This is a genomic window from Pseudomonas sp. SAS7 (assembly GCF_052112345.1).
In the GTDB taxonomy this organism is placed as follows: domain Bacteria; phylum Pseudomonadota; class Gammaproteobacteria; order Pseudomonadales; family Pseudomonadaceae; genus Aquipseudomonas; species Aquipseudomonas putida_Q.
Genome location: NZ_JBEGGO010000014.1, coordinates 1 through 15,230, shown reverse-complemented (window position 1 = coordinate 15,230; position 15,230 = coordinate 1). Strand labels below are relative to the sequence as shown.

Here is a 15,230-nt window from a genome sequence, read left to right as displayed (position 1 = left end):
CTGCGAATGGCGCCGAGGAACTGGTTGAACCAGCTGGCCAGCTGCGCGGTTTCGTCGCGGCCACGGATTTCCAGGTTGCGGGTCAGGTCACCCTCACCCTGGGCAATGTCTTCCAGGCCGCTGGTGACGCTGTTGATCGGGCGCACGATCAGCTTGGCGAAGCCTGCACCGACCACGGCGAAAAACGCTGCCAGCACCACGGCGATGACGCCGATCAGCCAGGTCAGCCGGGTGGTGGTCTGCATCACTTCGCTTTGTTCGATCAGGCCGATGAAAGTCCAGCCCAGTTGCTCGTCGGGGTAGACGTTGGCCATGTAGCGCACGCCATTGAGCTCGACCTCGACCAGGCCCTTGCCGGCCTTGGCCAGCGCGGCATAACCGTCGCCGAAGCTGGCCAGCTGCTTGAAGTTGTGAGCGGCGTCGCGTGGGTCGACCATGACGTTGCCGTTGCTTTCCACCAGCATCAGGTAGCCGCTTTCACCCAGCTTGATCTGTTTGACGATCTCGGTCAGGCCTTTGAGCGACACGTCGATGTTGACTACGCCGCCGGGGTTGCCAAGCTGGTTCGCCACGGCCCGCACGGTACTCACCAGCACCGCGTCGTCGGCGGCCCAGTAGTAGGCACCGGTGCGCACGGTCTTGCCTGGGTTGGCCATGGCCAGTTGGTACCAGGGGCGGGTACGTGGGTCGTAATTGACGAACTTCTGCCCGGCCGGCCAGCCCGTGTAGCCGCCGTCGTTCACCCCGTAGGAGAGGTAGGCATAGGAGGGATGTGAGTTGGCCAGGCGGGTCATGAACTCGAGGAGCTTGCTGGCTTGCTCGCCCAGTTCGTAGGACGGCGCGGCGCTCATGTACTTGTTCAGCTCGCTGCCGGTGGCGGCGACCATTGGCTGCGAAGCCATGTACTCGACGTTCTGGTTGATGCCCTGGAAGAAGATGTTCATCGCGTTGCTGACCTGGCGGATTTCCCGGCTGCTGCCGTCGAGGAATCCGTCGCGGGCTTCGCCGCGCAGGTTGAGGACCACCAGGGTGGCCACGAGGACGATGGGCAAGCCGGCGATGACCGCGAATGCCCAGGTCAGTTTCTGTTTGATGCTCATCGACGCTCCCGGAATTTTTATTGTCGACCCACGAGGCAGGTAGCCAGTGCATCGGCAGCATCCGGGTTTTATGTAGGAAAACGCCCGTATTTATTGGATAAAGTCGCGGTTGGTGACTATTCGGTCGCGTTTGGACGCTTTTGGCATACCAAACGCGGTTGACCGATCAGTGACAGCAACTTCCAGCAGCACCGTTGGCCAGGTCCTTGAGGATCGGGCAGTCCGGGCGGTCGTCCCCCTGGCAATGCGAAACCAGCTCGCCAAGGGTGTCGCGCAGGCTCACCAGTTCCTCGATACGCCGGTTCAGTTCATCGATGTGCTGCATGGCCAGCGCCTTCACATCGGCGCTGGCACGTTGGCGGTCCTGCCACAGGGTCAGCAGCTTGCCGACCTCTTCTAGCGAAAAGCCCAAGTCGCGGGAGCGCTTGATGAAGGCCAGGCTGTGCAAGTCTTCTGCCTGGTACAGGCGGTAGCCGCTGTCGCTGCGCGTGGCAGGTTTGAGCAGGCCGATGGACTCGTAATAACGGATCATCTTGGTGCTAAGCCCGCTGCGGCGGGCGGCCTGGCCGATGTTCATGGCGCTTCCTCGGTGGTGCTGGTGGGTTTCCACGCCTTGAGCCACAGCGCGTTGCTGACCACGCTGACGCTGGACAGGGCCATGGCGGCGCCGGCCAGTACCGGGTTGAGGTAACCCAGCGCCGCCAGCGGGATGCCGATCAGGTTATAGATGAACGCCCAGAACAGGTTCTGGCGGATCTTGGCGTAGGTCTTGCGGCTGATCTCCAGGGCGGCCGGCACCAGGCGTGGGTCACCTCGCATCAGTGTGATGCCGGCGGCCTGCATGGCCACGTCGGTACCGCCACCCATGGCAATGCCGATATCGGCGGCAGCCAGGGCCGGGGCGTCGTTGATGCCATCGCCGACCATGGCAACCACGCCATTGCGCTTGAGTGCGGCCACGGTGGCGGCCTTGTCGGCAGGCAGCACTTCGGCATGCACATCGTCGATACCCAGGGCGTCGGCCACCACTTTGGCGCTGCCGCGGTTGTCGCCGGTCAGCAGGTGGCTGCTGATGTGCTGTGCGTGCAGGGTGTCGATCGCCTGTGCGGCGCCGGGCTTGAGGCTGTCACCAAAGGCGAACAGGCCCAGAACACGAGGTTGCGTGCCGCGTTCGATGAGCCACGACAGGGTGCGACCCTCGGCTTCCCAGGCCTGGGCCTTGGCGGCCAGGTCACCGGGCTGCAGGGCGCTTTCGTCGAGCAGGCGGCGGTTGCCCAGGGCCAGCTCGCGGCCTTCTACACGCCCAGCAATACCGCGACCGGTCAGCGACTGGCTGTCGGTAACGCTTGGCACGTCCAGCTTCTGTTCGGCGCAGGCATCCAGCACCGCCTTGGCCAGTGGGTGCTCACTGCCGCGCTGCAGGGCACCGGCCAGGCGATGCAGGTCGGCGCTGCTGCCCACTTGCGCCTGGCTGTGGACCACCCGCGGGCTGCCAGAGGTAAGCGTGCCGGTCTTGTCGAAGACCACGCGGTTCACCGCATGGGCACGCTCCAGGGCTTCGGCGTCCTTGATCAGGATACCGTGGCGGGCGGCAACCCCGGTGCCGGCCATGATTGCTGCAGGCGTGGCCAGGCCGAGGGCACAGGGGCAGGCGATGACCAACACGGCAACGGCGTTGATCAGTGCGGTTTCCAATGGTGCGCCGGCCAGCCACCAGCCGATCAGGGTGATCAGGGCCAGTACCAGCACGGCCGGGACGAACACTTGGCTGACCCGGTCGACCAGCTTCTGGATCGGCGCCTTGGCAGCCTGGGCGTCTTCCACCAGGCGGATGATACGGGCCAGCACGGTTTCGGTGCCCAGCGCCTGGGTGCGCACCAGCAACCGGCCTTCGCCGTTGATGGCACCACCGGTGACACTTTCGCCGGGTTGCTTGGGCACCGGTAGGCTCTCGCCGCTGATCAGTGCTTCATCGGCATGGCTGCTGCCGTCTTCGACCACACCGTCGACCGGGAACCGCTCGCCGGGCTTGACCAGTACCAGGTCGCCCAGCACCAACTGGGCGATGGCCACGTCTTGCTCCTGGCCGTCGACTACACGCAGGGCGCGCTCCGGGCGCAGTGCCTCAAGGGCGCGGATGGCACTGGCGGTCTGGCGCTTGGCACGGCTTTCCAGGTACTTGCCCAGCAACACCAGGGCAATCACCACGGCCGACGCTTCAAAGTACAGGTGTGGGGCCATGCCGGCGGGCGCCTGCGCCCACTGGTACAGGCTCAAGCCATAGCCAGCGCTGGTGCCCAGGGCCACCAGCAGGTCCATGTTGCCGGCACCGGCGCGTACGGCCTTCCAGGCGGCTACGTAAAAGCGCGCACCGAGAATGAACTGCACCGGCGTGGCCAGCAGGAACTGCGCCCATGCGGGCAACATCCAGTGCAGGCCGAACGGCTGCACCAGCATTGGCAAAACCAGCGGAAGGGCTAACAGCAAGGCTGCGCCGACTGCCAGGCGCTCGTTGCGTAACCGGCGCTGGGCAACGCTTTGGTCGTGATTGTCCGTTTGCGGCAGGCTGGCGCTGTAGCCGGCCTTGTGCACGGCGTCGATCAGCAGGTTGTCGTCGACGGCCGCGAGCACCTTGAGGTGCGCGCGTACGCTGGCGAGATTGACGCTGACCTGCTCGACCCCTGGCAGCTTGCCCAGGGCGCGCTCTACGCGGCCGACGCAGCTGGCGCAGGTCATGCCGCCAATCTGCAGTTCGACGGTACGGCTGGGCACCCCGTAACCGGCTTCGCGCACGGCGTCGAGCAGGGCCGGCAGGCTGTCGGCCGGGGCCTGGACCCGGGCCTGTTCGGTGGCGAGGTTGACGCTGACCTGTTCAGCGCCGGTGACCTTGCGCAGGGCGCGCTCGACCCGGCCGGCACAGCTGGCGCAGGTCATGCCGGAGATCGGCAGGTCATAAGTGGTGGATGCGGGCATGGCTCTCCTCCTTGGACAGGCCTCCAGCATCAACCTTGCCATGCAGGTAAGGTCAATAGCCCAGGCCGGCTCGCTTCAACTCCAGCCCATATTGCCCCATGGCGATGCGGTATTTGTTGATCTGGCCCGCCTGCAGGTTCAAGCGTGTGCTGCGTTGGTCTTCGATGCCCGCTGCGCAGCCTGGCATCTGCCCCGGCAGCAGGCGCAGGCGCACATCTACCGGGCCGGGCGGCAGGTTGAACGAGGTGGATTGCTCCTGGAACACACGCCCGGAAAGCTGATCGTTGAGGTAGACACCGATTTCGCAGTTGGTGGCCACTTCCAGGCGTTCCCGGGAAATGATCAGTACGCTGTAGTCCGAGTTGCCCTCGGCGCTGGCCGGTGGCACCGCAGCCAGCGCGCTCAATAGCCCGACGACGCCCAATGCTGCCCTGAACATGAAAAATCTCCTGCTTGCCTGATCGTCAAACGCGAAGCTTGGCCGACGCGGGCGCGGATTTCCACCCCAGGTGGTGCTGGCAGGGCTTGACCTTGCCCCGATGGCAAGCTTGAGACTCGTTGAAAACCTGAAGGAGGCAACCCCCATGCAAGTGTTCAATGTACAAGGCATGACCTGCGGCCATTGCGTGAAAGCCGTGACCCGGGCGGTGCAGGAGCAGGATGCAGCGGCCAAGGTCGAGATCGACCTGGCAGCCAGGCAGGTACGGGTGCAGAGTGAGCTGGGGCAGGAGCAGATCCTTACGGCCATTCGGGATGAAGGTTATCAGGCCGAACTCGCCTGAAGACTTGGCAGTGCACCTGTAGGAGCGGCCTTGTGTCGCGATGGGCCGCGGAGCGGCCCCGGGGTTTCAGCTTCGCCGCCGAAATTGCCGGGGCCGCTTCGCGCCCCATCGCGGCACAAGGCCGCTCCTACAGGGATCGCGCCAGCCCTTGGGATTGTTGCAAATGTTTTCATACCGATAGGGTCCACAGCAGGTAGAATCAATCACTTGCTTAGCCTGCTATGGATTCCTGATGAACCTGCGAATGGTGCTCATCCTGGGCGCACTCAGTGCGTTCGGGCCCTTGGCGATCGACTTCTACCTGCCCGCCTTCCCGGCCATGGCGCAGGCGTTCGCCACCGATGAAAAACACATCCAGGCCACTTTGGCCGCCTACTTCCTCGGCCTGTCCATCGGCCAGCTGGCCTATGGCCCGGTAGCCGACCGCTTTGGCCGGCGCATACCGCTGATGTTCGGGGTGACGCTGTTCACGTTGGCGTCGCTGGCCTGTGCCTATGCCCCCAACCTCGACACCCTGGTGCTGGCGCGCTTCGTACAGGCATTGGGCGGTTGTGCCGGCATGGTGCTGTCGCGGGCCATCGTCAGCGACAAGTGTGACCCGGTGGCCTCGGCCAAGGTGTTTTCGCAACTGATGCTGGTCATGGGCCTGGCGCCGATCCTGGCACCGATGCTGGGCGGAGTGCTGGTGAACCTGGCGGGCTGGCAGTCGATCTTCCTGGCCTTGAGCCTGTTCAGTGCCGCCTGCCTGCTGGCGGTCAGCCTCGGCCTGCCGGAAAGCCTGCCTGAGCACATGCCGCGTCAGCCGCTGTCTGGGGCTTTGCGCCAATACCTGCGTTTGCTTGCAGACCGTGTGTTCCTTGGCCATGCCTTGACCGGTGGTATCGCCATTGCCGGCATGTTTGCCTACATCGCCGGTTCGCCTTTCGTGTTCATCAAGCTCTATGACGTGCCGGCCGAGCACTACGGCTGGCTGTTCGGTACCAACGCCGCCGGCTTCATCCTGGTGGCACAGGTGAATGCACGCCTACTGACCAAGCGTGGCCCGGCGTTCCTGCTGGCGCGCGGGGTGTGGGTGTACCTGGCGGCAGGCCTGGCGCTGTTGGGCGTGGCAGCCTTGCAGCCGACACAGTTGTGGCCGCTGCTGGTACCGCTGTTCATCTGCATCGCCAGCCTGGGCTGCATCATCCCCAACGCCTCTGCCTGCGCCATGAGCGGGCAGGGCGCACGGGCTGGCAGCGCCTCGGCACTGATGGGCTGCCTGCAGTTCAGCGTCGCCGCAGGGGCGGCGGCATTGGTCGGCCTGCTGCATGATGGCAGCGCGGTACCGATGGCGATGGTGATCAGCTTGTGCGGTGCATTGGCAGTCAGTGTCGCGCTGCTGACCCGACGCTTGCAGGCCAGGCGTCCCGCATAAGCGGGTGAGGTGCCTGCAGGCGGGTTTCGAGCGTGGCGACGAAGGCCCGCGCCTCGGCCTCGCTGCGGAAACTGACCACGTGTTGATCGAGCTGGACCTGCCAGGGGCAGGCAGGGTTTCGGCTCGATGCACTGACGACAATTTTCATCGCGGCAAACCTCCAGAAGGGGGAGCCGCTCAAGTGTAGCGCCGCCCCTCGTGGCTGCCACGGGCTGCATCAGTGTCCTGACTGACGGTCGACAGGCGCATTTCCTCTCTTTGTTTCCCGCTTTGGGCGTAATGCCCGCAAACCCGCAGAACCTTCGCTTCGTAGCGCGCTATTTGTGGAACATGGCTGTGGGCCGTATCTGAAATTGCAGCAAGTAATTTTTCATCAAGATATTTCTGCGCTGCTGTAAACCTGTGTCGGCGCTTTGCTGACCGGGTTCCGGGTCGTTTTCCCAGGTTGCTTCATTAATTTCCAAGGGTAGGTATACCCAGTGGTTTTTCGCCGCTGGTACGTCGGCACGTGGCCGCCTGGATGGCGTTTTCTGCGGCTTATACTGGCGAACCAGGCCAGTGGCAGCGAGAGGTGCTTCCCTGCCAGGGTTGGCCATCGCATCCACACCGTGAACTTGCAGGGAGTTACAGGGATATGAACGCAGCCAGCAGTATCAGCCAGATTGCCAGCCTGATGGCCGACCCGAAGCGCAGTGCCATGTTGTGGGCATTGATCGACGGCACGCCACGGCTGGCCAATGAGCTCGCGATTATGACCGGCCTGACTTCTTCATCGGCCTGCGCGCACCTTTCGTTGCTGTCATCGGCCGGTTTGCTCAGGCATGAAGCACGTGGCCGCAAGCGCTATTTCCGCCTGGCGACACCGCAGGTCGGGGCCGCCGTGGAGGCCTTGGCCAGCGTTCAGCTGGAGAGCGCCAGGGGGGAGCAGGCCAAGGCGCCGGTATCACCGTTGCCCATGTCGATGCGCCGGGCACGCCGTTGTGGCGATCACCTGGGTGGGGAGCTGGCCAGTGAGCTGTACCATCGCCTGGTGGTGGCCGGCTGGCTGGAAGGCAGCGGCCGACAGTTGATGGTAAGTGACGAGGGGCGGGCGCAGTTGGCCTTGGTCGGGGTCTACATCGATGCCCTGGCGCCACACCAGCAACGTGGTTGCGTGATCTGCCGTTGCACCGAGTGGAACGACCAGGCCCCGCACCTGGGTGGCGTGCTGGGCCAGGCCTTGTTCCGGCTGTTTCTGCAATCTGGCTGGATGCGCGAGGCCGAGGACACGCGGGCATTGCATATCTCGGCGCTGGGTATCCAGCAGATCAATCGCATAGCCCGCGTGGCGACGTTGCAGGTCGGCTGAGCGCAACGGCGTCGGTCAATCAGACCAGCCGGGCATCCAGGCTGTTCTGCGCCAGCCGACGTGCCTGGTCTTCGGTCATGCCCAGGTGAGTGTGCAGGGCGTGGAAGTTTTCCGTCACGTAGCCGCCGAAGTAGGCCGGGTCGTCCGAGTTGACCGTAACCTTCACGCCGCGTTCGAGCATGTCCAGGATGTTGTGCTGGCTCATGTGGTCGAACACGCAGAGCTTGGTGTTGGACAGCGGGCACACGGTGAGCGGGATCTGCTCATCGATGATGCGTTGCATCAGGCGCTCGTCCTCGATGGCGCGAACACCGTGGTCGATACGCTTGATCTGCAACAGGTCGAGCGCTTCCCAGATGTACTCGGGCGGGCCTTCTTCGCCGGCATGGGCAACGGCAACAAAGCCTTCGCTGCGGGCGCGGTCGAACACGCGCTTGAACTTGCTTGGCGGGTGACCCATTTCCGAGCTGTCCAGGCCGACGGCGATGAACGCGTCGCGGAACGGCAGGGCCTGGTCGAGGGTTTTTTGCGCTTCCTCTTCACTGAGGTGGCGCAGGAAGCTGAGGATCAGGCCACTGCTGATGCCCAGTTGCTTGCGGCCGTCGTTCAGCGCCTGGTTGATGCCATTGAGCACCACTTCGAAAGGGATGCCTCGGTCGGTGTGGGTTTGCGGGTCAAAAAACGGTTCGGTGTGGATCACGTTCTGGGCTTTGCAGCGTTGCAGGTAGGCCCAGGTCAGGTCGTAGAAGTCCTGCTCGGTACGCAGCACATCCGCGCCCTGGTAATACAGGTCGAGGAACTCCTGGAGGTTGTTGAAGGCATAGGCACCGCGCAGGGTCTCCACATCGGCCCAGGGCAGGGCGATCTTGTTGCGCTCGGCCAGGGCGAACAGCAGCTCGGGCTCCAGCGAGCCTTCCAGGTGCAGGTGCAGTTCGGCCTTGGGCAGGGCGTTCAACCAGTCATACATAGTGGGGCATCTCAATCAGGTACGGTTGCCGCCATTCTACAGGGGCTGGCCGGGCATTGCGCCCGGCCAGGCTGCGACCCGGTGAATCACCAGACCAAGGGTTCGCCCTTGTAGTTGATGAAACGCAGGCCGCCGTTGCCGCTTTGTGCATTGATCTGGTCGAGCATGCCGCGGGTGCTGGTGAACACGTCGATTTCGGCGTTTTCGCCGCCCATGTCGGTTTTCACCCAGCCCGGGTGCATGGCCAGCACGCACAGGTCGGGGCGCTGTTGTTCAACCACGAAGCTGTTGATCATCGAGTTAAGCGCTGCCTTGCTGGCCTTGTACAGGCTGATTTCGCCCCCGTCGGGGATGGTTACGCTGCCCAGGATCGAACTCATGAAGGCCAGCACGCCGCTGCCCTCGCGCACCTGGCCGACCAGGCGGCGGGCCACGCGTATCGGCGCCACGGCATTGGTCATGAACAGGTCGCCGATGTCCTTGTTCTGAACCGTCTCCAGGTCTTGCGGCAGGGGGCCCATGACGCCCGCATTGACGAATACCAGGTCGAACACCTGGCCTTGCAGGCGTTGTTTCAGCTGATCGAGTTGGGCGGTGTCGTTCATTTCCAGCTGTTCGATGCGCACGCCGGTTACATCGGCCAGGGCGCCGGGTTGCTGCGGATTGCGCACGGTGGCAGTGATGTTCCAGCCGTCTTCATTCAGGCGTTGCACCAGGCCCAGGCCAAGCCCGCGCGAGGCGCCGATGATAAGTGCGGTTTTTGCGATAGCCATGTGAACGCGCTCCGTGGTCGGTGAAAGAGAAAGGTATTTGAGAATAATCCACAGCGGCACTCACTGCCTTGCCGATGACTGTATAAAAAACGATCAACTGCACCGGGGCCTTGCCCGGCCGGGCGCTTCGCCTGTTGGCGCACGGGTTATCCACAAGCTGATCCACAGTTATTGTGTGCAAGCCCAGTACCTCGCAGGCAGCCTCGCCTGGCCGCGGGCTGGGGATAACTCGTGAGCTTTCAGCAGTTTGCGGCTGTCATCAAACAGTGATCAAAATATGATCAAAGCTCTGGAGGCCATGAAAACAATAGCCTGCAAGCGACTGCCCCAAGCTTATCCACAGGCGGGCCCACAGTTGTTGTGGGCAATGTTCAGCAGGCTTCGAGCAGGATGCGCCCGCGGCTCAGGTCGGCCAGTTGCTGCTGCAGTGGCGCCCTGTGGGCATCACCAAGCGCGATCAGCAGGTCTACGCCATTGGCGGTGAACTGTTCATCCAGTACCAGGCCGTCCACCTCCGCCAGGCGCAGTTTAACCAACGCAAGTTCGCTGAAACTGCAACTGCAGGTGAATTCGCTGCGTTGCACCAGTAGCCGCTTGGGCGCCTGTTGCAAGCACTTGTTGGCACCGCCGCCATAGGCCCTTGCCAGGCCGCCGGTACCCAGCTGGATACCGCCGTACCAGCGGATCACCAGCACCACGACCTGGTCGCAGTCCTGCGCTTCGATGGCTGCCAGGATAGGCCGGCCTGCGGTGCCGCCGGGTTCGCCGTCATCGTTGCTGCGGTATTGCCCGCCGAGCTTCCAGGCCCAGCAGTTGTGAGTGGCGGCCAGGTCGTTGTGGCGTTCGATGAAACTCATCGCATCGGCGGCACTGCTGATCGGCCCGGCGAGGGTGATGAAGCGGCTTTTGCGAATGTCCTCGCGGTATTCGCAGAGGTCGAGCAGGGTAGAAGGCATAAATGACGGTTACACAGCCGGCTTGATGCCGCAGCCTTTCAGAATGATGTGGATAAGGTTGTTGCTTGCGTCTTCCATGTCCTGCTTGGTCAGCCGGCTGCGGCCGGTCACCTGGCAGATCTGGGTGGCGAAGTCGGCGTAGTGCTGGGTGCTGCCCCAGAGCAGGAAGATCAGGTGCACCGGATCTACCGGGTCCATCTTGCCGGCTTCGATCCAGGCCTGGAACACGGCAGCCCGGCCACGGAACCACTCGCGGTAGTCGGCACTGAAGTATTCGGTCAGGCAGGTGCCGCCGCTGATCACTTCCATGGCGAAAATCCGCGAAGCCTGTGGGTTGCGCCGCGAGAACTCCATCTTGGTGCGGATGTACTGGCTCAGGGCTTGCCCCGGGTCGTCCTCGACGCTCAAGGCGTTGAAGGTGCTGTCCCACAACTCGATGATGTTGCTGAGCACGGCAATGTACAGGCCCAGCTTGTTGGTGAAGTAGTAGTGCAGGTTGGCCTTGGGCAATTCCGCCTTGAGGGCGATGGTGTTCATGCTGGTGCCCTTGAACCCATGGCGAGCGAACTCGTCCTCAGCGGCCTGGATAATGGCCTGTTCGTTTTTCTGGCGGATGCGGCCCGCGGGCTTGCCCGAGGCGGAGAGGCGGTGCGCAGGGACTTCTAGGGTCATGGACGATTCCGTACGGGACTGTGGCTGCGGCTGTCGGACAAGATTACCTGCCTGCGCCGAAGTGACAAGCGTTTGCGGCACAGACTGGCATCAACGTGTCGCAGCCAGGCTGTCGAGGAAGCTTTCCAGTACCAGGTTGGGTCGTCGGCCCTTGCGGGTTACCCAGCTCAGGCTCAGGTCATAGAAGCGCTGCTGGGGCTTGAGGGCGCGCAAGCGGCCTTGTTGCACCCAGAATGTGGCGTAGTGGTCGGGCAGGTAGCCAATGTAGCGCCCGGTGAGGATGAGAAACGCCATGCCTTCGCGGTCCGAAGCACTGGCCGTGCAGTTCAGCGCCTGATAATGGGCCTGGATGTCGGCGGGCAGGCGGAAGGTGGGGGTGATGGCTTCCTGGCTGTTGAGGCGGTCGTCGTCGACCTGCTGGTCATCGGCATAGAACAGCGGGTGGCCGACGGCGCAGTACAGCAGCGAGCGTTCGCTGTACAAGGGCTGGTACTCAAGGCCCGACAGCGGGCTGGTTTGAGGTACCACACCGACATGCAGGCTGCCGTCGAGCACGCCGTGTTCGACCTGGCTGGGTGCGATCATGCGGATCTGGATACGCACATCGGGCCCGCGGTCCTTGAGTTCGGCCAGGGCATGGGTGATGCGCATGTGCGGCAGGGTGACCAGGTTGTCGGTCAGGCCGATGTTCAATTCGCCACGCAAGTGCTGGTGCAGGCCGTTGACTTCGGTGCGAAAGCTTTCCAGGGCGCTGAGCAGTTGCAGTGCCGAATGGTAGACCTCGCGGCCTTCCTCTGTCAGCGAGAAACCGGCGCGGCCGCGCTGGCACAGGCGCAGGCCAAGGCGTTGCTCCAGGTCGTTCATTTGCTGGCTGATGGCCGAGCGGCCAATGCCCAGCACATTCTCGGCGGCCGAAAAGCCACCGCACTCGACCACGCTGCGGTAGATCTTCAGCAGGCGGATGTCGAAATCGCTGACTTGGGCGAGTGGATCGGGGCGTCGGCTCATCAGTTTAGTCACGGCCTGTCTGAAGATTAGAAATGTTGGCTTTTTCAGACTTTATCGCCGTGCCAATTTAGCTGCAACAACATACATCGTTGCCTAATCGTCTTTCGAGGAACCGCCGATGAACATGCCCGAAACCGCTCCCGCCGGTATCGCCAGCCAGCTCAAGCTGGATGCCCACTGGATGCCTTACACCGCCAACCGCAACTTCCACCGCGACCCACGGTTGATCGTGGCGGCCGAAGGCAACTACCTGGTCGATGACCAAGGGCGCAAGATCTTTGATGCGCTGTCTGGCCTGTGGACCTGCGGCGCCGGGCACACCCGCAAGGAAATCACCGACGCGGTGACCCGTCAGCTGAGTACCCTGGACTATTCCCCTGCGTTCCAGTTTGGCCATCCGCTGTCGTTCCAGCTGGCGGAAAAGATTGCCGATCTGGTTCCAGGCGATCTGAACCACGTCTTCTATACCAACTCCGGTTCCGAGTGCGCCGACACCGCGCTGAAGATGGTGCGTGCGTACTGGCGCCTGAAAGGCCAGGCGACCAAGACCAAGATCATCGGGCGTGCCCGCGGCTACCATGGCGTGAACATCGCCGGTACCAGCCTGGGTGGCGTGAACGGTAACCGCAAGATGTTCGGCCAGTTGCTGGATGTCGACCACCTGCCTCACACCGTGCTGCCGGTGAACGCCTTCTCCAAGGGCATGCCGGAGGAGGGCGGTATTGCCCTGGCGGACGAAATGCTCAAGCTGATCGAGCTGCACGATGCCTCCAACATCGCTGCGGTGATCGTCGAGCCGCTGGCGGGGTCTGCCGGTGTACTGCCGCCGCCTAAGGGTTACTTGAAACGCCTGCGTGAAATCTGCACCCAGCACAACATCCTGCTGATCTTCGACGAAGTGATCACCGGCTTTGGCCGCATGGGCGCGATGACCGGTGCTGAAGCCTTCGGCGTGACCCCGGACCTGATGTGCATCGCCAAGCAGGTAACCAACGGCGCCATCCCCATGGGCGCGGTGATTGCCAGCAGCGAGATCTACCACACCTTCATGAACCAGCCGACGCCGGAATACGCCGTGGAATTCCCGCACGGCTACACCTATTCGGCCCACCCGGTGGCCTGCGCTGCCGGTATCGCCGCGCTGGACCTGCTGCAGAAGGAAAACCTGGTGCAGTCCGCCGCCGAGCTGGCGCCGCACTTCGAGAAGCTGCTGCACGGCGTGAAGGGCACCAGGAACGTTGTCGATATCCGTAACTACGGCCTGGCCGGCGCCATCCAGATCGCCGCCCGTGACGGTGATGCCATCGTCCGCCCGTACGAAGTGGCGATGAAGTTGTGGAAGGCAGGCTTCTATGTACGCTTCGGTGGCGACACCCTGCAGTTCGGCCCAACGTTCAACACCACGCCGCAGGAACTGGATCGCCTGTTCGACGCCGTCGGCGAAAACCTGAACCTGATCGACTGATCTTTCCGATTTTGATGCCAGGCGCGCGCATATATAGATAGCGCGCCTGCTTCTACCTTTTATATCCGGAGTTTTGCATGAGCATTGTTCAGCACCTGATCCATGGCGAGCTGGTTTCCAAAGGTGAGCGCACCGCCGATGTCTTCAACCCGTCCACCGGCCAGGCTGTACGCAAGGTCGAGCTGGCCAGTCGCGCGACCGTGCAGGAAGCGATCGACTCCGCCAAGGCGGCCTTCCCGGCCTGGCGCAACACCCCACCGGCCAAGCGCGCCCAGGTAATGTTCCGCTTCAAGCAACTGCTGGAGCAGAACGAAGCCAAGATCTCGCAAATGATCAGCGAAGAGCATGGCAAGACCCTGGAAGACGCAGCGGGCGAACTGAAGCGCGGCATCGAGAACGTCGAGTTCGCCTGCGCAGCGCCAGAAGTATTGAAAGGCGAGTACAGCCGCAACGTCGGCCCGAACATCGATGCCTGGTCCGACTTCCAGCCGCTGGGCGTGGTCGCTGGCATTACCCCGTTCAACTTCCCGGCCATGGTGCCGCTGTGGATGTACCCGCTGGCCATCGCCTGCGGCAACGCTTTCATCCTCAAGCCTTCCGAGCGTGACCCGAGCTCGACCCTGTACATCGCCCAGCTGTTGCTGGAAGCCGGCCTGCCGAAAGGCATCCTGAACGTGGTGCACGGTGACAAGGAAGCGGTGGATGCGCTGATCGAAGCGCCAGAAGTAAAAGCACTGAGCTTTGTTGGTTCAACGCCGATCGCCGAGTACATCTATGCCGAAGGCACCAAGCGCGGCAAGCGCGTGCAAGCCTTGGGTGGCGCGAAGAACCACGCGGTACTGATGCCGGACGCCGACCTGGACAACGCCGTCAGCGCACTGATGGGCGCGGCCTATGGTTCGTGCGGCGAGCGCTGCATGGCCATTTCGGTGGCGGTATGCGTGGGCGACCAGGTGGCCGATGCCCTGATTGCCAAGCTGGAACCGCAGATCAAGGCACTGAAGATTGGTGCCGGCACTTCGTGCGGCCTGGACATGGGCCCGCTGGTAACGGCTGCTGCCCGTGACAAGGTAGTGGGTTACATCGATGACGGTGTTGCTGCTGGCGCCAAGCTGGTGGTGGATGGCCGTGGTTTGCGTGTGGCCGGTAATGAAGATGGCTACTTCGTGGGCGGCACCCTGTTCGACAAGGTGACCCCGCAGATGCGCATCTATAAAGAAGAGATCTTCGGCCCGGTGCTGTGCGTGGTGCGTGTAAACAGCCTGGAGCAGGCCATGCAGCTGATCAATGATCACGAATATGGCAACGGTACCTGCATCTTCACCCGTGACGGTGAGGCGGCGCGCCTGTTCTGCGACGAGATCGAAGTGGGCATGGTGGGTGTGAACGTGCCGCTGCCGGTGCCGGTGGCTTATCACAGCTTTGGTGGCTGGAAGCGTTCGCTGTTCGGTGACCTGCATGCCTATGGCCCGGACGGCGTGCGCTTCTATACCCGTCGCAAGGCGATTACCCAGCGCTGGCCACAGCGTGCCAGCCATGAAGCGTCGCAGTTTGCGTTCCCTAGCCTTTAAGGCAGGTAACTAAAAGCGGGGAGGCCGAAAGGCCTCCCCGCTTTGTTTTTGGGGGTGTTCGCCTTGGGTCTTTCAGCGCCTGTGAGATCGAGCGCCGCCCGCGCGGCGCTCGATCTCACAGGCGCCGAATGTGTTGTGGCGGACACCTGGTGGCCTTCATAGGGTCTTTTCCCCTCATATTTCAATTTCTTGAAATTAAGT

The 15,230-nt window shown here is 63.0% G+C and carries 15 protein-coding genes and 1 pseudogene; 5 read left to right on the top strand and 11 right to left on the bottom strand.

Features of this window, described 5'->3' with window-relative positions; translation table 11 throughout:
* Positions 1–14: 14 nt before the first annotated feature.
* From ABI582_RS20945 to ABI582_RS20930, 4 genes and pseudogenes are all read right to left on the bottom strand, one after another.
* Positions 15–902: pseudogene (locus ABI582_RS20945) on the bottom strand (cache domain-containing sensor histidine kinase); the annotation flags it as partial.
* 364 nt (positions 903–1,266) lie between these two features.
* Positions 1,267–1,677 (bottom strand): Cu(I)-responsive transcriptional regulator, encoded by a 411-nt coding sequence (gene cueR, locus ABI582_RS20940; RefSeq protein ID WP_016497881.1) that lies wholly within the window; start codon positions 1,675–1,677, stop codon positions 1,267–1,269.
* Entirely contained in the window at positions 1,674–4,073 is a 2,400-nt protein-coding gene (locus ABI582_RS20935) for a heavy metal translocating P-type ATPase (protein ID WP_442120169.1), read from the bottom strand. The genes cueR and ABI582_RS20935 overlap by 4 nt, the downstream gene beginning before the upstream one ends.
* Positions 4,074–4,125: 52 nt before the next feature.
* Positions 4,126–4,512, bottom strand: a complete 387-nt coding sequence (locus ABI582_RS20930; RefSeq protein ID WP_059395799.1) for a hypothetical protein — start codon at positions 4,510–4,512, stop codon at positions 4,126–4,128.
* Positions 4,513–4,657: 145 nt separating this feature from the next.
* On the opposite strand from ABI582_RS20930, the gene ABI582_RS20925 reads away from it, so the two are divergent.
* Both ABI582_RS20925 and ABI582_RS20920 read left to right on the top strand, forming a co-directional pair.
* Positions 4,658–4,855 carry a heavy-metal-associated domain-containing protein gene (locus ABI582_RS20925; protein ID WP_016497884.1) on the top strand — a complete coding sequence of 66 codons (198 nt, stop codon included), beginning with the start codon at positions 4,658–4,660 and terminating at the stop codon, positions 4,853–4,855.
* A 232-nt stretch (positions 4,856–5,087) separates the two neighbouring features.
* Positions 5,088–6,269 (top strand): multidrug effflux MFS transporter, encoded by a 1,182-nt coding sequence (locus ABI582_RS20920; RefSeq protein WP_442120168.1) that lies wholly within the window; start codon positions 5,088–5,090, stop codon positions 6,267–6,269.
* On the opposite strand, the gene ABI582_RS20915 is transcribed toward ABI582_RS20920, so the two are convergent.
* Positions 6,220–6,417 (bottom strand): hypothetical protein, encoded by a 198-nt coding sequence (locus ABI582_RS20915; RefSeq protein ID WP_080642756.1) that lies wholly within the window; start codon positions 6,415–6,417, stop codon positions 6,220–6,222. The genes ABI582_RS20920 and ABI582_RS20915 overlap by 50 nt on opposite strands.
* A gap of 486 nt (positions 6,418–6,903) precedes the next feature.
* Here ABI582_RS20915 and ABI582_RS20910 point away from each other — a divergent pair, with 486 nt between their 5' ends.
* On the top strand, positions 6,904–7,617 hold the full coding sequence (locus tag ABI582_RS20910; RefSeq protein WP_019472756.1) for an ArsR/SmtB family transcription factor: 714 nt from the start codon (positions 6,904–6,906) through the stop codon (positions 7,615–7,617).
* Between the two features lie 19 nt (positions 7,618–7,636).
* On the opposite strand, the gene ABI582_RS20905 is transcribed toward ABI582_RS20910, so the two are convergent.
* From ABI582_RS20905 to ABI582_RS20885, 5 genes are all read right to left on the bottom strand, one after another.
* Positions 7,637–8,584, bottom strand: a complete 948-nt coding sequence (locus ABI582_RS20905; protein ID WP_049273703.1) for an adenosine deaminase — start codon at positions 8,582–8,584, stop codon at positions 7,637–7,639.
* 86 nt (positions 8,585–8,670) lie between these two features.
* Positions 8,671–9,357 (bottom strand): SDR family oxidoreductase, encoded by a 687-nt coding sequence (locus ABI582_RS20900; protein ID WP_442120167.1) that lies wholly within the window; start codon positions 9,355–9,357, stop codon positions 8,671–8,673.
* A 371-nt stretch (positions 9,358–9,728) separates the two neighbouring features.
* Positions 9,729–10,313 (bottom strand): IMPACT family protein, encoded by a 585-nt coding sequence (locus tag ABI582_RS20895; RefSeq protein WP_442120166.1) that lies wholly within the window; start codon positions 10,311–10,313, stop codon positions 9,729–9,731.
* Between the two features lie 9 nt (positions 10,314–10,322).
* On the bottom strand, positions 10,323–10,985 hold the full coding sequence (locus ABI582_RS20890) for a TetR/AcrR family transcriptional regulator (RefSeq protein WP_019472752.1): 663 nt from the start codon (positions 10,983–10,985) through the stop codon (positions 10,323–10,325).
* A 90-nt stretch (positions 10,986–11,075) separates the two neighbouring features.
* On the bottom strand, positions 11,076–11,996 hold the full coding sequence (locus tag ABI582_RS20885) for a LysR family transcriptional regulator (protein WP_026034606.1): 921 nt from the start codon (positions 11,994–11,996) through the stop codon (positions 11,076–11,078).
* Between the two features lie 115 nt (positions 11,997–12,111).
* On the opposite strand from ABI582_RS20885, the gene ABI582_RS20880 reads away from it, so the two are divergent.
* Both ABI582_RS20880 and ABI582_RS20875 read left to right on the top strand, forming a co-directional pair.
* Entirely contained in the window at positions 12,112–13,458 is a 1,347-nt protein-coding gene (locus tag ABI582_RS20880; RefSeq protein WP_338745993.1) for an aspartate aminotransferase family protein, read from the top strand.
* A 77-nt stretch (positions 13,459–13,535) separates the two neighbouring features.
* Positions 13,536–15,029, top strand: a complete 1,494-nt coding sequence (locus ABI582_RS20875) for a CoA-acylating methylmalonate-semialdehyde dehydrogenase (RefSeq protein WP_012270363.1) — start codon at positions 13,536–13,538, stop codon at positions 15,027–15,029.
* Here ABI582_RS20875 and ABI582_RS20870 read toward each other — a convergent pair.
* On the bottom strand, positions 15,026–15,230 hold a 205-nt coding region (locus ABI582_RS20870), incomplete at its 5' end, for a hypothetical protein (RefSeq protein ID WP_442120165.1). The genes ABI582_RS20875 and ABI582_RS20870 overlap by 4 nt on opposite strands.